Source organism: Advenella alkanexedens, from assembly GCF_019132845.1.
Classification (GTDB): Bacteria; Pseudomonadota; Gammaproteobacteria; order Burkholderiales; family Burkholderiaceae_B; genus Advenella; species Advenella alkanexedens.
On record NZ_JAHSPR010000002.1, the window covers coordinates 166,515 to 186,798 of the forward strand.

General features: G+C 53.3%; 19 protein-coding genes. 15 read left to right on the top strand and 4 right to left on the bottom strand.

The annotated features are described in order from the left end of the window. The first annotated feature begins 8 nt into the window (after positions 1–8). The 9 genes from KU392_RS03235 to KU392_RS03275 all read left to right on the top strand — a co-directional run bounded on the left by KU392_RS03235 (position 9) and on the right by KU392_RS03275 (position 9,927). Positions 9–1,073 (top strand): branched-chain amino acid ABC transporter permease, encoded by a 1,065-nt coding sequence (locus tag KU392_RS03235; RefSeq protein WP_169293458.1) that lies wholly within the window; start codon positions 9–11, stop codon positions 1,071–1,073. A gap of 70 nt (positions 1,074–1,143) precedes the next feature. Beyond that, positions 1,144–2,472, top strand: a complete 1,329-nt coding sequence (locus tag KU392_RS03240; protein ID WP_169293459.1) for an ABC transporter substrate-binding protein — start codon at positions 1,144–1,146, stop codon at positions 2,470–2,472. Positions 2,473–2,578: 106 nt separating this feature from the next. Further along, complete coding sequence (locus KU392_RS03245) at positions 2,579–3,403, top strand: ABC transporter ATP-binding protein (RefSeq protein WP_169293460.1); 825 nt, start codon at positions 2,579–2,581, stop codon at positions 3,401–3,403. A gap of 8 nt (positions 3,404–3,411) precedes the next feature. After that, a complete protein-coding gene (locus KU392_RS03250) occupies positions 3,412–4,701 on the top strand; it encodes a phenylacetate--CoA ligase family protein (protein ID WP_169293461.1) in 1,290 nt (429 codons plus the stop codon). Between the two features lie 221 nt (positions 4,702–4,922). Continuing rightward, positions 4,923–5,165, top strand: coding sequence for a YtcA family lipoprotein (locus tag KU392_RS03255; protein WP_246587266.1), 243 nt, complete (start codon positions 4,923–4,925; stop codon positions 5,163–5,165). Between the two features lie 39 nt (positions 5,166–5,204). Then, positions 5,205–6,215: a multidrug transporter subunit MdtN gene (mdtN, locus tag KU392_RS03260; protein WP_287811266.1), complete on the top strand. Its 1,011-nt coding sequence runs from the start codon at positions 5,205–5,207 to the stop codon at positions 6,213–6,215. Then, entirely contained in the window at positions 6,199–7,995 is a 1,797-nt protein-coding gene (locus KU392_RS03265; RefSeq protein WP_217734553.1) for an FUSC family protein, read from the top strand. The genes mdtN and KU392_RS03265 overlap by 17 nt, the downstream gene beginning before the upstream one ends. 77 nt (positions 7,996–8,072) lie before the next feature. Further along, positions 8,073–9,542 carry a TolC family protein gene (locus KU392_RS03270; RefSeq protein WP_217734554.1) on the top strand — a complete coding sequence of 490 codons (1,470 nt, stop codon included), beginning with the start codon at positions 8,073–8,075 and terminating at the stop codon, positions 9,540–9,542. Between the two features lie 49 nt (positions 9,543–9,591). Further along, a complete protein-coding gene (locus KU392_RS03275) occupies positions 9,592–9,927 on the top strand; it encodes a hypothetical protein (RefSeq protein WP_217734555.1) in 336 nt (111 codons plus the stop codon). A 101-nt stretch (positions 9,928–10,028) separates the two neighbouring features. Here the strand turns inward: KU392_RS03275 and def are convergent, their stop codons facing one another. Beyond that, positions 10,029–10,535, bottom strand: a complete 507-nt coding sequence (gene def, locus KU392_RS03280; protein WP_217734556.1) for a peptide deformylase — start codon at positions 10,533–10,535, stop codon at positions 10,029–10,031. Between the two features lie 284 nt (positions 10,536–10,819). On the opposite strand from def, the gene dprA reads away from it, so the two are divergent. Then, positions 10,820–11,998, top strand: coding sequence for a DNA-processing protein DprA (dprA, locus tag KU392_RS03285; protein WP_217734557.1), 1,179 nt, complete (start codon positions 10,820–10,822; stop codon positions 11,996–11,998). A 93-nt stretch (positions 11,999–12,091) separates the two neighbouring features. Next, the gene (locus KU392_RS03290; protein WP_169293467.1) at positions 12,092–13,009 is read left to right on the top strand and encodes a hydroxymethylglutaryl-CoA lyase; all 918 of its coding nucleotides are present in this window, start codon (positions 12,092–12,094) and stop codon (positions 13,007–13,009) included. Between the two features lie 84 nt (positions 13,010–13,093). On the opposite strand, the gene KU392_RS03295 is transcribed toward KU392_RS03290, so the two are convergent. Next, on the bottom strand, positions 13,094–14,047 hold the full coding sequence (locus KU392_RS03295; RefSeq protein WP_169293468.1) for a cation diffusion facilitator family transporter: 954 nt from the start codon (positions 14,045–14,047) through the stop codon (positions 13,094–13,096). A 144-nt stretch (positions 14,048–14,191) separates the two neighbouring features. On the opposite strand from KU392_RS03295, the gene fmt reads away from it, so the two are divergent. Then, positions 14,192–15,127, top strand: coding sequence for a methionyl-tRNA formyltransferase (gene fmt, locus KU392_RS03300; RefSeq protein WP_169293469.1), 936 nt, complete (start codon positions 14,192–14,194; stop codon positions 15,125–15,127). Continuing rightward, complete coding sequence (locus KU392_RS03305; RefSeq protein WP_217734558.1) at positions 15,115–15,495, top strand: GtrA family protein; 381 nt, start codon at positions 15,115–15,117, stop codon at positions 15,493–15,495. Before fmt ends, KU392_RS03305 begins: the two co-directional genes overlap by 13 nt. 274 nt (positions 15,496–15,769) lie before the next feature. On the opposite strand, the gene KU392_RS03310 is transcribed toward KU392_RS03305, so the two are convergent. Continuing rightward, positions 15,770–16,399 carry an HAD-IA family hydrolase gene (locus KU392_RS03310; protein ID WP_217734559.1) on the bottom strand — a complete coding sequence of 210 codons (630 nt, stop codon included), beginning with the start codon at positions 16,397–16,399 and terminating at the stop codon, positions 15,770–15,772. Then, a complete protein-coding gene (gene rimO / locus KU392_RS03315) occupies positions 16,399–17,718 on the bottom strand; it encodes a 30S ribosomal protein S12 methylthiotransferase RimO (RefSeq protein ID WP_217734560.1) in 1,320 nt (439 codons plus the stop codon). Before rimO ends, KU392_RS03310 begins: the two co-directional genes overlap by 1 nt. 156 nt (positions 17,719–17,874) lie before the next feature. Between rimO and KU392_RS03320 the strand changes: the two genes are divergently transcribed. Together KU392_RS03320 and rsmB are read left to right on the top strand one after the other, a co-directional pair. Then, the gene (locus KU392_RS03320) at positions 17,875–18,765 is read left to right on the top strand and encodes a dienelactone hydrolase family protein (protein WP_217734561.1); all 891 of its coding nucleotides are present in this window, start codon (positions 17,875–17,877) and stop codon (positions 18,763–18,765) included. Positions 18,766–18,878: 113 nt separating this feature from the next. Further along, positions 18,879–20,228, top strand: coding sequence for a 16S rRNA (cytosine(967)-C(5))-methyltransferase RsmB (rsmB, locus tag KU392_RS03325; RefSeq protein WP_217734562.1), 1,350 nt, complete (start codon positions 18,879–18,881; stop codon positions 20,226–20,228). Positions 20,229–20,284: the final 56 nt, after the last annotated feature.

Here is a 20,284-nt window from a genome sequence, read left to right on the forward strand (position 1 = left end):
AGTACATCATGTTATATCGTGAAAATGGACAGTTCAAGACCAGTTACCGGGCCGATCAGCAGATCTTTCCCATCCGCCAGGATCGTGTCCTGATGGTGATTTTGCTGGCTGTTGCCTTTCTGATGGTGCCGGCCCTGGCCAGTGATTATTTGTTAAGTGGCGTTGTTATTCCTTTTCTGATCCTGTCCCTGGCAGCGATTGGCCTGAATATCCTGGTGGGCTATTGTGGGCAGATTTCACTGGGTAGTGGTGCCTTCATGGCCGTGGGTGCTTATGCAGCCTGGAATTTCGGGGTGCGTTTCCCCGAGATGCCCCTGCTGCTGCAGATTCTGCTGGGGGGCTTGTGTTCAACCCTGGTGGGTATCCTGTTTGGCATTCCCAGCCTGCGGATCCGGGGCCTGTATCTGGCGGTCGCCACGCTGGCCGCCCAGTTCTTTGTCGACTGGACATTCCTGCGGATTCCGTTCTTTACGAACTACTCTTCCTCAGGCAGTGTGTCGGTACCACCACTGACATTCTTTGGTCTGGATGTGCAAACACCGGTACAAAAATACCTGTTCATTCTTTTGCTGGTGGTCATTATTGCCCTGTTGGCCAAAAACCTGGTGCGCAGTGCGATTGGCCGTGAATGGATGGCGATCCGTGATATGGACGTGGCGGCTTCGGTCATTGGCATTCGCCCCATGTATGCCAAGCTCAGCGCCTTTGCGGTCAGTTCGTTCATTATCGGGGTATCCGGCGTGCTATGGGGTTATTTGCACCTGGGCTCATGGGAGCCCCTGGCCTTTGACCTGAATCGCTCTTTCCAGCTGTTGTTCATGGTTATTATTGGTGGTTTGGGCTCTATTGTAGGCAGCTTCTATGGGGCCGCCTTTATTGTACTGGTGCCGATTTTGCTTAACCGGATTCCGGCCATGATGGGTATCCCGATTGGCGTGGATACCGCAGCGCACATCGAGCATATGGTATTTGGTGCCCTGATTGTCTTTTTCCTGATTGCGGAACCGCATGGCCTGGCAAGATTGTGGAGTATTGCCAAAGAGAAGTTGCGGATATGGCCTTTCCCACATTAAAAGCTTACGTTTAACTGACGTTGTCATTTATAAAAAACAGCATGTATCAATTTCTTCGGAGGAGACCGATATGAAATTAAGCTTCAAATCCATTACGGCAGCCCTGGCAGTTAGTGGCGTTTTGGCGACTGTTCCCTTGCAGGTTCAGGCGGCAGAAGAACAGTTTGTGCCCCTGTTTACTTATCGTACAGGCTCATTTGCCCCATTGGGTATTCCATGGGCCGATGGCAAGATTGACTATTTGAAACTGATTAATGAGCGCGATGGCGGTGTAAATGGTGTCAAGCTGGCTTTTGAGGAGTGTGAAACCGCTTACGCGACCGACCGTGGCGTTGAGTGTTATGAACGTCTGAAAAATGCCAAGGGTGGCGCGTCCGGTTTTGACCCGCAATCTACCGGTATTACTTTTGCCGTGTCTGACAAGGCACCGGTCGACAAAGTGGCGATTGAAACCGTCGGGTATGGTCTGTCTCAATCGGCCAATGGCTCCGTGTTCAAGTGGAATTTCCCGCTCTTGGGTACTTACTGGACTGCGGCCGATGTGATGATTCAGGATATTGCCAAGAAGCTGGGTGGGGAAGACAAGCTCAAGGGCAAGAAAATTGCCCTGGTTTATCATGACTCTCCGTATGGCAAGGAGCCCATCCCTCTTTTAAAGGCCCGTGCCGAGGCTAATGGTTTTGAGTTGCAACTGTATCCGGTCACGGCACCGGGCGTGGAACAAAAATCAACCTGGCTGCAAATTCGTCAGAAACGTCCTGATTACGTCCTTTTGTGGAGTGCCGGTATCATGACGCCGACGGCTATTCGTGAGGCACAGTCTACGGGCTATGGTCGTGACAAGATTTATGGCATTTGGTGGGCCGGTTCCGAAGGCGATGTGAAAGATCTGGGTCAGGTTGCCAAAGGTTATAACGCCATCACCATTCATAATACGGGTGAAAGCAAAGGCAAGATCTACGATGATCTGAAAGCCCATTTGTACGATAAGGGCCTGGAGTCTGGTAAAGATACCAAAGGTTCACTGGCCTATAACCGTGGCATGGTCATTTCCATGTTGCAGGTGGAAGCCATTCGCGCAGCCCAGGAAAAATTCGGCAAAGGCCAGCACATGACGCCTGAACAGGTTCGTTGGGGCTTTGAGAACCTGAACCTGACCGAAGACAGGCTCAGGGAACTGGGCTTTGATGAAATGTTGCGTCCGGTAAAAACCTCTTGCGAGAACCATATGGGAGATGACTGGGCCCGCATCATACAGTGGGATGGCAACAAGTTCAACGTGGTGTCCGACTGGTATCAGTCTGATAAGCAATATGTGGATCCGCTGGTCAAATCCGAAGCCGGGAAATATGCCAGTGAGAAAAAAATCACTCCGCGTGATTGCGCTGCCGAGTCGTAAGTAAATTGTTGTGCTTCGGGAGGCTGCATGCCCGGTTGCCGTATTGTGCATATGGGGTAACCGGCGTGTGTGAGTGCAGCTTCCCACCTGAATTCAGGAAATCTGTATGGAAACGAAACAAGAGGCACCAAAGGCCTTATTAGATGTGAATGGTATCGAGGTTATTTATAACCACGTTATTCTGGTGTTGCGTGGGGTATCGCTGGTGGTTCCCGAGGGCAAGATTGTGGCCTTGCTGGGTGCCAACGGTGCCGGTAAGACCACTACGTTGCGTGCCATTTCCAACTTGCTCAAAAGCGAGCGTGGTGATGTGACCAAGGGAAATATCCATTACAAAGGAGAGCGGATTGACAGCCTGACGCCTGCCGATCTGGTCAGGCGTGGCGTGATCCAGGTCATGGAAGGGCGGCATTGTTTCGGGCACCTGAGCATCGAGGAAAACCTGTTGACCGGTGCCTATACCCGAACCGATAGCAAGGGGGAAATTGCCGCTTCGCTGGATATGGTGTATCAGTATTTTCCCCGCCTGAAGCAACGTCGTGCCAGCCAGGCCGGTTATACCTCGGGGGGTGAACAGCAAATGGCGGCCATTGGCCGTGCCCTGATGGCCGATCCCAAAATGATTCTGCTTGATGAACCCTCCATGGGGCTGGCACCACAAATTGTGGAAGAGATTTTTGAGATCGTCCGTGACCTGAATACCCGTGAAGGCGTCAGCTTCCTGCTGGCCGAGCAAAATACCAATATTGCCCTTCGTTATGCCGACTATGGCTATATCCTGGAAAGCGGCCGGGTCATGATGGATGGTCGGGCCGATGAGCTGGCCAACAATGAAGATGTCAAAGAGTTTTATTTGGGCATTGAAAGTGGTGATCGCAAAAGTTTCAGGGATACCAAGTTTTATCGTCGCCGCAAACGTTGGTTGGCCTAGGAGCAATCATGAGTGAGTTTTTTGATGTATTGGAGCATCGCGATGCCGATGTACGTGAACAGGCTTTGTTTACCGCTTTGCCTCAGGCTCTGAAAACAGCGGTGGAACGGGCGCCAGCCATTGCCGATCAGTTGCGGGGCATTGAGGTGGAGGGGGTGCATAACCGTATGGCCCTGGCCGGTTTGCCGGTGATTCGCAAATCCGAGTTGCTCGAGCGGCAACTGGATGCGCGCGCTGCTATGCTGGGTCTGGCCAGGCAGCCGGGCGATGAAATAAACCGTGTTTTTGGTGGTTTTTCCACCATTGGCTGGGGGCAGGCGTTGCGGGTGTTTGCCTCGCCCGGGCCGATTTTTGAGCCGGAAAGCGCGCGCAGTGATTACTGGCGTTTTGGACGTGCCCTGTTTGCGGCCGGTTTTCGTCAAGGCATGCTGGTTTACAACTGTTTTTCTTATCACTTTACGCCAGCTGGCTCCATGTTTGAAACCGGTGCTCATGCGCTGGGATGTACGGTTTTCCCCGGCGGTATCGGGCAAACTGAGATGCAAGTGCAAAATATTCGCGATCTGGCACCTGATGGCTACACGGGAACGCCCAGTTTCCTGCGCCTGATTCTGGAAAAAGCCGATGCCATGGGGGTAGCCTTGCCTTCCCTGAAGCGGGCCCTTTTTTCCGGAGAGGCGTTTCCACCGTCTTTGCAGAAATGGTTTGCCGACCGGGGCATAGAAGGTTATCAGGCTTATGGGACTGCCGATCTGGGGTTGATTGCCTACGAAACCCCTGCGCGTGACGGTTTGGTCGTGGCTGAAGATATCATTCTGGAAATCGTGCGTCCAGGCACCAATGAGCCGGTTCCAGACGGTGAGGTGGGTGAAGTGGTGGTGACTACGCTTAATCCCGATTATCCGTTGGTGCGTTTTGGTACCGGTGACCTGTCGGCTATTATTGCCGGCCCGTCTGCCTGTGGTCGAACCAATAAGCGTATCAAGGGATGGATGGGCAGGGCAGACCAGACCACCAAGGTGCGGGGTATGTTTGTGCATCCGAAACAGGTGGCGATGGTGGCCCGGCGGTTTGCCCAGGTCCAGCGGGCGCGGCTGGTCGTTAGTGGCGCAGTGGGACATGACCAGATGAGCCTTTGGGTTGAAGTGGCGCCCGATGCCGTGTCTGATGACTTGAGGCAGTCTTTGGTGGATGCCGTGCGCGATATCACCAAGCTGCGGGCGGAAATCGTGTTTGAAAAGCCCGGATTGCTACCCAATGACGGCAAGGTCATTGATGATGTAAGGTCATATGAGTAATCGCTAATATGGCCGGGAGCCGGCATTGCAGGTGCGATGCCGGTTTTGTCACCCCGGCATCAGGCGACTGTCAATTAACGATAAGCAGATTGACAGTTGGATAGGGTTGTGGGACTATATCGTGATCAAATGTTACATTGACGATTAGTGCGCCTGATGTCTTTTACAAATCTGTATTTTTCCCATTTGCCGTCATAGGGTCTGTAAGCATGCCTCATATTATGACTTGGCTGCTTGCAGCGATGCTCTCGGGTTGCTCAAATGCACCGTCTGTTTATGCTTTCGGCTCGTATTTTCCTTCCTGGCTGCTTTGCGCTTTTATTGGCATCATCGGAGCAGTGCTGGTCCGGGTGGTTTTTGTTTACCTGCAGCTCGACGATGTTTTGCCACTTCGCCTTTTGGTCTACCTGTGTGTAGCACTCATTATTGCCATTGTCACCTCGCTGTCATTCTTTTCTACCTGATTCATGAGTCATCCCATTTCCTCCAACAAGCATAAAATTGTGGCACGATTGGTAGCAGCCATCATTATCGTGGCTGCCGTTGCGCTGGTCCTGTATTATTACTGGCAGAACAGCCCCTTGTCGGAAGATGCCATGTTGCAGGCCGATGTCGTGAATATTAGTACGCCGGTACCGGGCCGGGTCGAGAAGTTTTATGTGGTTGAAAACGGCAGGGTAAAGCGTGGCGATCTTCTGTATACCCTGGATCCAACGGTTTACCGTTTGCGCGTGGAGCAGGCTGAAGCCGAACTCAAGTCAGCCATGGCAGCCCGGGATGCGAAACGGCGGCAGATTGAAGCCGAGCGTGCCAACCTGACCGTTGCCAATGAACAGGTAGAGCGTGCGCTTTCAAACCTGAACCTGACCGAAAAAACACTGGAAAGACTGATTCCCCTGAACAAGAAGGGTTTTGTGACCACCCAGCAGGTGGATGACGCCAGAACGCTGCACCGCGATGCCCAAGTCAGTCTCAGGCAGGCCCAGGCCCAGGCGCGGGCGGCAGAAAGCCTGGTTGGGAACCTGGAAGCGGCCGATGCCCTGGTCCAGGTCAGCCAAAGCGCGTTGGCTATTGCCCAGCGTGCGCTGGCCGATACGCAGGTTCGTGCTCCCCATGACGGACTGGTGGTGGGCTTGTCGGTATCATCCGGTGAGTATGTCGCGCCCGACCAATCCTTGTTCACCCTGATTAATACCGAACAATGGTATGCCACCGCTTTTTTCCGTGAAACCGAGCTGATGGAACTCAAGCCCAATGCCTGTGCGCTGGTTTATGCGCTTGCCGATCCTTCCGTGATCATCAAGGGAAAGGTTGACAGCATCGGCTGGGGCGTGAATTCCACCGATATGATTGAGTTGCCTCGTATTTTGCCTGTTGTGCAAAAATCCCTGAACTGGGTACGGGTGGCTCAACGCTTCCCGGTTCGGGTGCGTCTGGGGGACGCACCTGAAAACCTGTTGCGTGTTGGCGCATCGGCGGTCGTGGTGGTAAAAAAACATGACGACGACTGCTAATCGCTTCTGGCCGGTCGTCCTGAATACCGCAAAACATGATTTGCGACCCTTTGACGGGCGCCTGGCGATGGCCTGGCGGGTTGCCGCCCAATGTGCGCTGGCAGCCTTTGTGTTCATGACTTACGGTATTCCGTTGGCGGCCATCGGATGCTACCTGATCCTGTTCCTGATGAAACCCGATAGTGCCGAAAATAGCTTAATGGCGATTGGTTTGACGATTTTGGTGGCACTGGTGGTGGTCATGCTGCTTTATCTGGTTCGCTGGACGATCGATTACCCCATGTGGCGTCTGGTGGTGATTGCCGTTGGTTCTTTTTTCTTCCTGTATCTGGGCGCTGCGAGCCAGTTGGGGGAAATTGGCAGTGTGCTTGCCCTGGTGGTGGGTTTTGCCATGACTTTGATTGGCTATGTGCCTTTTGGCGAGGCGGCCACGCGCGCCTTGCTTTATGCCTGGTTGATGACGGTAGCTCCCATGGGCATTATTGTGGGCTTCAATCTGTTTCTGGGTCGTTCGGCGGTACGCTTGCTGAAATCAGAATTGGTGCAAAGGTTTGAAATGGCGGGGCAGGTGCTTGAGCAGGCAACGGCCGTTGATGATTTGCATGCGCTATTGCACGAGGGAAATGAAGCCCTGAAAAAACGCGCGGGGAATATCAAACTGTTGCATTTGGTCTCTACCGCTCAAAACCGTTATTTGGAGGTTGCGATTGATGAGTCGTATCGCCTGATGCTGGCCGTTACAATGCTGGCGGGCAACCTGCCTGAGCAGCAACGCGTTGAACTGGCGGCGCAATGTCGTTTGGCTGCCCGGGCTGTGGCAGAAGGATATCCGCCCAATACTGCTTCTGAGGTCAGTATCACGTATGGAGCGGAGCCTGCAGAAGCCGCCAGACAGGCGCTTGATACGCTTCTGGGACGTTGTGCCTTGCCGGTGGTGCGAGCCGCTAAAGTTCCATTTTTTTTCAAGGACGCGCTTACCAATCCCAATTATGTGCGATTTGCCCTTAAAACCACAGCGGCCGCCATTATCAGTTATCTGGTCTATGCAGCGATCGACTGGCAGGGTATCCATACTGCCATGATCACCTGTTATGTCGCTGCGCTGGGAACCACCGCCGAAACGGTACATAAATTAACGCTGCGTATCATTGGCTGCTTAATTGGGGCTGCCATGGGCGTGGCCTCCATCCTGTTCCTGATTCCCCACATGACCAGTATCGGTTCATTAATGGCGTTGGTTTTTGCCGGTATTCTGGTGGCCGGGTGGGTCTCAGCAGGCAGCGAGCGGATTGCGTATGCAGGTATTCAAATTGGCCTGGCATTTTTGTTAACCATTTTGCAGGGCTTTGGTCCTGATATTCAGATGTCTGCCGCATCTGACCGGGTGGTGGGTATTTTGTTGGGCAATCTGGTGATGTATCTGATTTTCACCCGGGTTTGGCCGCTTGGCATTGCCTCTACGGTCAATGACAAGCTCAATGAGGCCCTGGATGGACTCACGAAAATTTTGGATTCAAGCCACATGCAAGCGGTGACCATGGATGATGTCTCTAAAGTGGTGGCTACCTTGCATCAGGCCCGGGAGGCCCTGGGTTTGTCAATGTTCGAACCACGAAATTTACGGCTGGATGATGCGTCCATCGCCCGCCTGAAAGACTTGATTGTGCGTGCAGAGGCATTGTGTCCCGTTGTGGTGTTCAAACAGCCCGGTCTTTCTTCTGCCACTGCCAGTGCCCTGAATGAGATTGATCAAATGAAGCAATTACTAAGCAAGAGTTAAGGATGATTAAACAGGCACTTTTTCCTATCCGATTTAATCCAGCCTTAAGGCAGCCGGGTCTTGTTTTGGCAATGTGTATGGTTTTGTCCGGTTGTGCCAGCGATGCCCTGACGCTGGCACCGGCCTCACCCGATAAACCATGGAAGCCGTCTCCGAAAGATCCTGTTGTTTCTGCTATGACATCTGGCAGTCCCGAGGTGCCGTCGGGTTTTGGCGTGCCTGTCTTGCCCGAGGTGTCCGTGTTGCCGACGGCCCCCACCATTGACAGTAAACGGGCTTATGGTTTGCCCGAGCTGATAGATATTGCCCAGCGGGAAAATCCCGATACGCGCCTGGCCTGGAACCGGGCCAGGCAGGCTGCCCTGGCGGTTGGTCTGGTTGAAGCAACTTTCTTGCCGCGATTGTCCGCCAACGTGATTAGTGGTTGGCAAAAGACGCATACACCGCTTCCTTTGCTGCCGGGTAATCGAAGTATCAATACCGAGTTGAACGGTGTCGTGCCAGCGTTGGCGCTTGAATGGCTGATTTTTGATTTCGGACAACGCAGTGCGCTTGCTGAAGGCGCCCGGCAAGCTTCTTTTGCGGCCAATGTCCTGTTCAATGGTACGCATCAGAAAATTATTCATGAAGTGACACATGCGTATTATCAGTATGGCGGGGCGAATGCGCAAATACAGGTGGCCGATCAGGCCCTGAAAAATGCACGCCAAATTGCCAATGCTGTTGAAGCGCGTCGCAAGGCCGGCCTGGCCACCGTGCTGGAAACTTCCCAGGCCAATCAGCAAGTGGCCCAGGCAAAGTTGCGACAGGTGACAGCGCAAGGCAATCAGCAAATTGCATATCAGGCTCTCCTGGCAGCGGCAGGCCTGCCGGCAAACATGCATATTAAAATCAGTGCACCGCAAAAAAATACGCTGCCTGGTACCAATACGATGTTAACGGATGAGGCCATAAGGCTGGCCATTTCCCGGCGTCCTGATGTGCTGGCCAGTTATGCGGCCATGAAAGCCAGTGAGCAGGGGATTACCGCCGCCGAGGCCGAATTTTTGCCGAAGGTGTATCTGGGGGCAGTGGCTGCCACTAACCGGACCAACTTTGACGTGCGCGGTTTACCTAGCCTGCAGCAGCAAACCAGTTCAAGCAATGTCATCCTGGGCGTGACAATCCCGATATTTGATGGCGGCCTTCGTTCGGCCCGTTTACATGATGCGCGCATTCAGGCCGACAAGGCTTCTGATGTTTTTCAGCAATCCCAGCAGGCCGCCATGCGGGAAATCATTGCGGCGTCCAATATGCTGCGTACGGCATTGGCCAGTCATCAGGCCGCTTCCGAGCTGGTCAGAACCGCGCAGACAACTTACGATGGTGCGCTTGAAGCCTATCGCGAGGGATTGGGTACCCTGACGGCAGTCACCATTGCCGATACGGCACTGCTCGATGCACAACAAGCCCGCATGGATGCGAGAACTGCCTCTCAGGTGGCGGCAGCCAACCTTGCTTTCATGATGGGTAATATGACTGCGGCACGTGAAAGCTGGATTGAATAGGGCATGTGAAAAGGCCCTGGTTTAGTGCCCGCATGCGCGTGACGTGATCATGGGTAAAATCCAATTGCCTGATGAGGCAGATCGCCGTAAAGACATGGATGCCTGGCTGCATCGTCACGGGCAGTTAGGCAGTGATGGCGAATGTATTGATTTCCAGGCCAGTTATATTGATGATCTGGTCGGTGCTACCGACTATCCCGAGTTTCCCGTGCATCAGCAGGCCGATCTGTTCAAACAATGGCAGGAAGATAAAAAAGAAAAGCCGACATCATGGGTTTTCGCAATAAGGTTTATCGTTCAACCATTACCGGGACAATGGGGGCCAAACTCCCAAAACCTTGGCTGGAAATCAAGGATGATTCCCTTGAGGGGTTCATGTCTTTGAAGTTTGAAGAAGTGGTCTGATGCGTTTATTGTAATGACGGTGGTTTTGTCAGAATACGCCTGACGTATATGGAAAAAAGGTTGGCCATGGCCAACCTTTTTTCAGGCTTTTTCCTTAGCCTGTTTCCTGATTTTTGTCTTGATGCGGTTTTGTTTCAGGCTTGAAAGATGCTCAACAAAAACCTTACCCATCAAATGGTCCAGCTCATGTTGGACGCAGACCGCCAGCAGGCCATCGGCATCAAACGTGTATTCTTCGCCTTTTTCATTCAGCGCCTTTACCCTGACCTGGGCCGCGCGTTCAACTTTGTCGTAAATGCCCGGCACTGACAGACAGCCTTCTTCGTAAACCTGGGTGTCATCGCTTTTCCAGATGATTTCCGGGTTGATCAGTACGCGAAGTTCGTTGCCTTCTTCCGAGATGTCAATAACCACAACGCGTTCATGAACATCAACCTGGGTGGCCGCCAGGCCCACACCGGGCGCATCATACATGGTTTCAGCCATGTCCTTGACGAGCTGGCGAATTCGGTCGTCCACCTGTTCAACAGGTTTGGCCACTTTGTGCAAACGTGGATCGGGAAAATGAAGAATAGGTAGTAATGCCATAGAATAAAATGTGGGTTCAAGTAAAAGACATATCAGCAATATCAATATTATAGGCAATTTTTGTGCACTAATAATAACCACCCTGCTTTACACGGGGGATTTTCCGTGCAGGGCAGGCGCAGTCAAATGTGCTTTGTGAGTGCCAGGCAGACCAAATTGTCCGTTTTTCCGTTTCTTTATCGTAAATGGTGGCACAATGTCATATTTCAAGTGGGTGTACGGGTACGGCCCTTTCCGTTCTGCTGGCACGGTAAGATAATGTTTATTTCATTCTTGTTTTTCAAATGTCTTTGATGCGCTCCCAAGAAGAATTGCAGGCTTGGTTAAGGCTGACCCTTGAGCCGGGCGTGGGTCCCGTAACGGCACGTCAGCTGCTGGCGGTTTTTGGTTTGCCAGAGCAGGTGTTTGCCGCTTCGGTTGGCCAGCTCATGAAATATTTGCCACAAAAACTGGCGTTGCAGCTGGCAGCAGAGCCTGAGCCTGACATTCAGGGATTAATCCAGAAAACCTTCGAGTGGCTGGCCCGGCCCGGGCATTACATTCTCACGCTGGCCGACCCTTTGTACCCGAAAGCCCTGTTCGATACGCATGATCCGCCTGTTTTGTTATACGTGGATGGCCGTCCCGAGGTGTTGGCCATGCCGACCATTGCCATGGTGGGCGCCCGTAATGCCACGATGGGTGGCTGCGACAATGCCCGTGCCTTTGCCAAATACCTGGCTGGGCAGGGCTGGTGTGTAGTCAGTGGGCTTGCCCATGGCATAGATGCCGCTGCTCACGAAGGTGCCCTTCAGGCACCGGCAGGGTCGGGCAGCACGATTGCCGTGATGGGCACGGGTATTAATCGCCTGTATCCGGCTGCCAACAAGAACCTGGCCCTGCGCATTCGCGAACAGGGGGCACTGGTGTCAGAACTGCCACTGGACACGCCGGCCGTAGTGCATCAGTTTCCGCGCCGCAACCGGATTGTGGCGGGTTTGTCCAAAGGGGTGCTGGTGGTGGAAGCCGCCAAACAAAGCGGCTCATTGATCACTGCCCGTCTGGCCGGAGAAATGGGGCGAGAGGTGTTCGCGATTCCGGGCTCAATTCACTCCCCCTTGTCACGAGGGTGTCATGCCCTGATCCGCCAGGGAGCAAAACTGGTGGAAACGGCCATGGATATCCAGGAAGAGCTTGCTGGAATCCCGGCAAATAAGCTGACAGCCGATACGGGAATCGAGAGGGTGGTGGGAAAGGGCAGAGGTAAGGGCACGGGTACGATAACAGACCAGACTGATGGTTTTGTTCCTGACCCCGAACAGTGTCGTCTACTGGAGCGGATGGGGTTTGAGCCTTTAAGTCTGGATGAGCTGGTGAGCGATTTGCGTATTGGCGTATCTGAAGTCAGTAGCCAGTTGCTGGCATTGGAACTGGCCGCTTATATTGTGCGTTTGAATGATGGTCGATATCAGCGTGTGCGTTAGGTGGTTCAGATTATAATGAAAAGTTGAAAAAAGCCATTTATGGCCCTGAGTGATTATTTTTAAAATGAGCAAACTAAAGGAAGGAAGACAGTCATGGCATTGCCGGATAAAGTAAAAATTGTAGAAGTAGGCCCACGCGATGGCTTGCAAAATGAGAAAGAGTTCGTCCCTACCGATATCAAGGTAGCGCTGGTCAACCAGCTGAGCGATGCCGGTTTTCTGAATATAGAAGCCACTTCTTTCGTATCACCGAAGTGGGTACCGCAAATGGCGGATGGCGCCCAGGTCATGGAAGCCATCAAACGCCGGGAAGGCACGGTTTATTCAGTGCTGACGCCCAATATGCGCGGTTTTGAAGGTGCTTTGGCGGCCAGGGCTGATGAAGTGGTTATTTTTGGTGCGGCCAGCGAGGCTTTCTCTCATAAAAACATCAACTGTTCCATCGATGAATCGATTGACCGGTTCGAGCCGGTGGCCCGAGCGGCCAAAGAGGCCGGCATTCGCCTGCGTGGCAGCATCAGCTGTGCGCTGGGTTGCCCCTATCAGGGCGAGGTGCCGGTTGAATCGGTGGTGCACGTGGCCCAGCGCCTGATTGCCCTGGGCTGTGATGAAATTGATGTGGCAGATACGATTGGCGTTGCCACAGCCTCCCAGGTTTACCGGGTCATGTCGGCAGTGACCGAAAAGGTTGACCCTCGCCAGGTTTCCGGGCATTTTCATGATACCTACGGGCAGGCACTGGCCAATATCTATGCGTCCCTGCAGGCCGGGATTTCAATTTTCCATTCATCGGTGGCTGGTCTTGGCGGCTGTCCTTATGCCAAGGGAGCAACGGGTAATGTGGCAACCGAAGATGTCCTGTACATGTTGCAGGGCATGGGCATTGAAACCGGCATTGACCTGGATGCCGTTATTACCACCGGACAGTGGATTTCCGATTACCTGAAACGTCCCAATGCCAGCCGTGCCGGCAAGGCCCTGGTGAATAAGCGGGCCGCGGTGTGCGCCTGATCTTTTATTTTTTTTGCCTTGTCTTGAAGGGCGGGGCAAATGTCTGGCAGGCAAGCCCGCTTTGGATTGTGCCTGCCCGACATTTTAGTGCGGGTCGAAGTGGGTGGTGATATCTAAAATATCTTCATCCACCATCGCCCGTCGACAGGCTTCTTCGGAAATTTCATGTCCTTCGGCAATGGTCATGTTGGCGGGCAGTTCAAGGTGTACTTCCACCAGGATCATATCGCCCATTTTGCGGGTTTTAAGGTCATGAATGCCCAGCAGGCCGGGGGTACCGACCAGTTTGTCGTGAATGCGCTGGTAGGTTTCGGCATCTACCGAGCGGTCTGTCAGATCATTCAGGGTAGACCAGATGAATTTAAGACCCATGCGTGAAATCATCAGGCCCACGATCAGGGCGGCAACCGGGTCGGCCCAGGTAAAGCCAAGCATGTTGGCCAGAATTCCGATGGCTACAATCAGGGATGAGGCAGCGTCGGAGCGCGAGTGCCAGGCATTGGCCACCAACATGGACGAGCGCACTTTTTCGGCCTGTGTGAGCAAATACCTGAATAGCAGCTCTTTGCCAACCAGCGTGGCGAAGGCAATGATAAGGGCAGTGTAGTGTACCTGGGCAATAGGCTTGCCGCTTTGTACGCTTTCGGCCGCTGCCCAGATCATTTCAACACCCACTAGTAACAATAAAACCCCAATACCCAGGGCGGCCAGGGTTTCAAAACGCTGGTGTCCGTATTGGTGGTTGTCATCGGGCGCCTTATTGGCATGTTTGCTGGCAAACAGCACGGCAAAATCCGATGCCAGGTCTGACAGGGTGTGAACGGCATCGGCAATCAAGGCTTGTGAATGGGCGATAATGCCAATAATGATTTGCAAGACTGACAGGCTAAAGTTAACGGCAACACTGACCCAGGTGCTGATACGGGCTACCCTGACACGCTCATTGTTTTGGGTCAGGGTGGCATTCGGTTTTTTGGCCGTGGGATGGTGACCAGCCGAAGCGTTGTGTTTAGGGTCGGAATGGGGAAATTGGCTCATAATATTGGACTGTGCCGAAAGAAATACTGATTGCCCTTACTTTAACTGAATCCACTGAAGATAAGCGTTGATGGCCAGAATTTACGGCATGTAGTGAGTTAAAATCGTTATCATTCAGGATTGTTTGCAGGAAGATAAGTAATTATGCGAGTTATATTTGCCGGTACCCCCGAGTTTGCCCGTCTGGCCTATGAGGCGATTGTCAACGCTGGACACGAGGTCCCGTTGGTGCTGACCCAGCCCGATCGTCCTTCTGGCAGGGGGCTGAAATTAACGCCCAGCCCGGTCAAGCAAGAGGCCCTGGCGCAAGGGGCGCAGGTGCTGCAGCCCCAAAGCCTGCGGCTTGACGGCAAGTATCCTGATGAGGCCCGGCAAGCGCAGCAGGTATTGCAGGCGCTGGCTCCTGATGTGATGGTGGTGGCGGCCTATGGGCTTATTTTGCCCCAGTGGGTGCTTGATCTGCCCAAATATGGTTGCCTGAATATTCATGCCAGTCTGTTGCCACGCTGGCGTGGTGCCGCACCTATTCAGCGTGCTATCGAGGCCGGCGATGCGCAAACCGGGGTGGCGATTATGCAAATGGATGCCGGGCTGGATACTGGCGACGTATTGCTTGAGAAGCGTATCGATATTACCGATCAGACCGCTGCCGTGCTGCATGACCAGTTGGCTGCAATGGGTGCCGAATGCATTACCGCGGTATTGGGCAAGCTGGGTACGGGTGAACTCAAGGCTGTGCCCCAGCCTAAAGAAGGGGTGACTTACGCGGCCAAGCTGGAAAAATCCGAAGCGCCCATTGATATTAAGCAGGATGCCCCAACCATTGCCCGCCGTATTCGGGCCTTTAACCCGGTGCCAGGGGCAACCCTGCAGCTGCCCGGCCTGAAAGACCCGGTCAAGGTGTGGCAGGCGGTGGCGTTAAATGAAAACACCAGCGCAGAACCTGGTACGGTATTACGTGCCACCGCTGACGGGGTGGATATTGCCACCGGGCAGGGCGTATTGCGTTTGCTTGAACTGCAAAAGGCCGGTGGCAAGCGACAGCCGGTCGCGGTTTTTGTAACGGGATGGAAACCTTGAACCGCCGTAAAACAGGGGTTTTGTTTTCAAAATACCTGATGACCGGGGTGCTGAATACCCTGATTCACTGGGGTGTTTTTTTCCTGGTGTACCGTGTTTTCAGTACCAGCCAGGCTACAGGCAATTTTGTGGCTTTTTGCGTTGCCGTGACCTTCAGTTTTTTTGCCAACGCCAAGTTTACGTTCAAGTCCAATGCCGGTTTAAGGCGTTATTTATTGTTTGTGTCATTCATGGGAGCGCTGTCCATCCTGGTGGGATGGGGCGCTGATGCCTTGGGTGCTTTACCTGTTATAACCCTGGCCGCCTTTTCAGGCACCAGCCTGGTACTTGGGTTTATTTACTCAAGATATATAGTGTTCAGGCCATGATCTGCATTCCCACGCAGGAGCGTGGGAACGAGACTGGACATTGGGGGGGCAGTTCAGAGCGTGGGAACGAGACTGGACATTGGGGGGCAGTTCAGAGCGTGGGAACGAGTCTGAACGAGTCTGAATGGGCCAGGTGGGTCTGTGTCCCCACGCAGGAGCATGGGGACGAGTCTGGGTTCCGTGTGTGTCCTCGTCCTCGTTCCCATGCTCCAGCGTGGGAACGCCTACGAGTCACGCACGATTCAACGTTTGCGTGTGAACGTGTGTCTGGCACTCAAGTTAACGCCTTAACGATATCTGCCGGTGAGGTGAACAGAAAGTTGGGCTGTTCCTGTTGCAGGGCATCAAGGCTGTTATAGCCCCAGGTGACCGAGCCAACCATGACGTTGGCTTTGCGAGATGCTTCAATATCACGCAGCTCATCGCCAATCAGCAGGCATTCGGTGGGGGACAGATTGTGTTTCTCCAGCAGTTTGCCCAATTTGGCCGGTTTGCCGAAAAGATCGGTACCGCACAGGAATTCATGAAAGTAGCGTACATTTGCGCCAAGAATCTGGTGGACATTGATTTCACTGTTTGAACTCAGGATTGCCATTGGGTATCCCTTGGCATGCAACTGCGCCAGAGCCTCGGGAATACCGTCAAACAGTTCGATATTGGGAGAGGCGTCTTGCATGCGCTGGCGGAACTCCATCAGGATAGCGGGTGCTTTCCAGAAAGGAATTTGCAGTGTTTGCAAGATTTCGCCGGCTTCCATACTGCGCAAACGGGCTTTTTCTTCGGCTGATGGATCCCGGAAGTTATATTTTTGTGCAACACTGCTCAGGATTTCATCGAACCAGGGCAAGGTATTGGCCAGGGTGCCGTCGAAATCGAAAGCAATAATTTTGGGAAGTCTGTTCATTACTTGACGTCTGCCCACAAGTCGTATTCATCGGCATCGGTCACTACCGCGCGCACGAGATCGCCCGGTTTCAGCGTTTTTTCACTGCTTAGGTAAACACAACCGTCAATTTCGGGGGCATCGGCACTGGAACGGCCAATCGCATCGCCATCTTCGTCAATTTCGTCAACCAGAACGCTAATTTCCTTGCCGATTTTCGTTTGCAGACGAGCGGCTGAAATGGCTTGCTGGTGCGCCATGAAGCGTTCCCAGCGATCCTGTTTGACATCATCAGGAACAGGGTCGGCCAATTCGTTGGCGGGTGCGCCTTCGACGGGCGAGTATTGGAAGCAGCCAACCCGGTCAAGCTGGGCTTCACTCATCCAGTCAAGCAGGTATTGGAAATCTTCTTCGGTTTCACCGGGAAAGCCCACGATAAAGGTGGAGCGGATGGTGAGTTCAGGGCAGATTTCACGCCACTTTTTAATGCGGGCCAGGGTTTTGTCCTCAAATGCCGGGCGTTTCATGGCTTTTAAAATGCGCGGGCTGGCGTGCTGGAAAGGAATGTCCAGATAGGGCAGTATTTTACCTTCGGCCATTAAGGGAATAACTTCATCAACACTGGGATAGGGGTACACATAGTGCAGGCGAACCCAGACGCCCATTTCTGACAGGGCGCTGCATAACTCGGTCATGCGGGTTTTAACCGGGCGGCCATTCCAGAAACCGCTGCGATATTTAAGGTCTACCCCATAGGCGCTGGTATCCTGGGAAATCACCAGGATTTCTTTCACTCCGGCATTGACCAAGCGCTGGGCTTCATCCAGGACATCGCCAACCGGGCGGCTGACCAGGTCTCCACGCATGGATGGAATGATACAGAAACTGCAGCGGTGGTTGCAGCCTTCGGATATTTTCAGGTAGGCGTAGTGGCGGGGCGTTAACTTGATGCCTTGTGGTGGCACCAGGTCGGTAAACGGGTCGTGCTCCAGATTGGGTGGGGCAGCCTCGTGCACGGCACGCACCACTTCCTCATATTGCTGGGGGCCGGTTACCGCCAGCACACTGGGGTGCACATCGCGAATGATATTTTCTTCCACACCCATGCAGCCGGTCACAATGACTTTGCCATTTTCGGCAAGTGCTTCCCCAATGGCTTCCAGCGATTCAGCTTTGGCGCTGTCGATGAAGCCACAGGTGTTTACCACCACGACATCCGCATTTTCATAGGAGGGGGAAATTTGATAGCCTTCAGTACGCAACTGGGTAAGAATGCGTTCAGAATCGACCAGGGCTTTGGGACAGCCAAGGCTGACAAAACCGACTTTGGGGTTGGACATAAAAAACAATACCTTTTGAAGGAGCGGGGCTCAACAATACTTTTAAAATCAGCATTTTAACTTTTTTTTGGAAAATCCGTTCCGTTCAGGCCCCATTCAACGTAAACTGTAAAAAACCTTGTTTTATCAACCCCCTTTTTGAAAGAGGCAGTTGTTATGGAACGTAAAAAAACAAGTGATTTTTCGCCCGCGGTGTTGAAGGATTTTGATTTATACGTGCATGGCCTGATCAGCCGCCGTGAGTTTTTAAACCGCAGTGCCCGTTTCGCCGTTGGGGGTGTTACCGCTGCCGCCATTCTGGACAGCCTGCAGCCCAATTTTGCCTGGGCCCAGCAGGTAGCCAAAGATGATAGCCGGATCAAGGCGGAATATGTCGAATATCCATCTCCCAAAGGCAATGGCACCATGAAAGGGTATTTGGCACGCCCGGCTAACGCCAGCGGGCCCTTGCCAGCGGTGGTGGTCATCCATGAAAACCGTGGCCTGAATCCTTATATAGAAGATGTGGTGCGCCGCTTGGCGCTTGAAGGCTATCTGGCTTTTGCGCCTGATGCCCTGGCAGTGGTGGGCGGCTATCCCGGTGATGAAGACAAGGCCAGGGAAATGTTTGCCAGGCTGGATCCGGGCAAGCGGACTGAAGACATGGTGGCGGCGGCCGAATTCCTGAAAGCCCATCCCGAGTCCAGCGGGAAGCTGGGTGTGATTGGTTTTTGTTATGGTGGTGGCGTTGCTGGCATTTTGGCGGTACGCATGCCCGATCTGGCTGCGGCTGTGCCATTTTATGGTGCCCAGCCACCGGCATCGGAAGTGGCGGCGATCAAGGCACCTTTGCAAATCCATTATGCCGGGCTGGATGACAGAATCAATGCCGGCTGGCCCGCCTTTGAAAAAGCCCTGAAGGACAACGGCAAGACTTATGAAATGCACATGTATGATGATGTGCATCATGGGTTTCATAACGATACAACGCCACGATATGATGAAAAAGCCGCCAGTCTGGCCTGGCGACGCTCACTGGATTTTTTTGACCGGCATCTCAAATCCTGACTATCTGGTTTTTTTCTTCAGATTTAACATGGGAAAGGGCGGAAAAATCAGTTAAATCAACATCAAGGCGGGTTACACTTGGATTTGTCCGTTTATTTTTTGTCTGTTTCCTTATGACCTCTTCCGTTGTCGCGCCTGCTTTGTCTGATGTTCTGTTTGCCTGTGCCGGCTGCTTGCGTGACGTCCTGGCAGGCCGTTCTTTAACCGAATCCCTGCAGGAGGTGCCTGATGAGTTGCGGGCACCGGTGCAGTCGGTTTCATTTTATGTCATGCGGCAGCTGGCAACCGGCCAGGCCTTAAGCGAGCTGCTGCTGGATAAAAAAGCGCCCAATCGCCTGCTTGAGTCTTTGCTGGTGGTGGCTTTATGCCTGCTGGCGGTTGATGAAAACGAGGAACGGAACAGGGCGCGCCATGTGCCAGTTTATGATGCACATACAGTGGTGAACCAGGCTGTCAAGGCGGCTGAAAAGCACAAAAAAACCGCCTCATTCAAGGGGCTTGTCAATGCCTGTCTGCGTAATTTTCTGCGTAATAAAGCATCGTTAATGCAAGCCATTGCCGTACGCAGTGAGGTGAAATGGGGTTTCCCCAAATGGTGGATTCATCAGGTGCGACAGGCGTATCCCGAGCAGTGGCAGGGCATTCTGGCCTCAGCGGCCATACCAGGCCCCATGACCTTGCGTGTGAATACACGGCAAATCAGTCGTGAGGCCCTGCACAGGCTGTTCAGTGAGCATGGTATTGAGGCGCATGAAACCGGGCATGCCGGTCTTGTGCTGGCGCAGGCCATGCCGGTTAAGCAAATACCGGGATTTGATCAGGGCTGGTGGTCGGTCCAGGATGCCGGCGCACAACTGGCCGGTGAAATCGTGCCGGTACACAACGGGATGCGGGTGCTTGATGCCTGTGCCGCTCCGGGCGGTAAAACAGCCCATATGCTTGAACTGGCCGATCTAGACATGACCGTGCTTGATGTGGACAGTTATCGGCTTGCCCGGGTGGAAGAAAACCTGGCCCGCCTGAAACTGGATGGTCCGCATGTGCACCTGCACGCTGCCGATGCCGCCGACCTGTCGCAGTGGTGGGATGGCATGTCGTTTGACCTGGTGCTGGCCGATGTGCCTTGTACTGCATCGGGGATTGTGCGCAGGCACCCCGATATTAAATGGCTCAGGCAAGAGGCTGACCTGACCAAAACCGCCACCTTGCAAAGAACAATTGTGCAGGCTTTGTGGCAAACGGTTGCTCCGGGCGGTTACTTGCTTTATGTAACCTGTTCATTGTTTCCCATAGAAGGACAGGAGCAGGCTCGTTATCTGGAAATGTCGCTGGCAGACGCCGAGCGGTTGGGTGCACCTGGACAGATTCTGCCGCTGGCGCAGCAGTCGGGCAGTGTTGCGCCGCATGACGGTTTTTATTATGCCCTGTTCCGTAAAAAACCGGTATCAGGCAAGCGTGGGTAAAGAAATTTGAAGGACGATGTTTTTTCTCAATCTGGATTTCAATGGTTTGGCCGTAT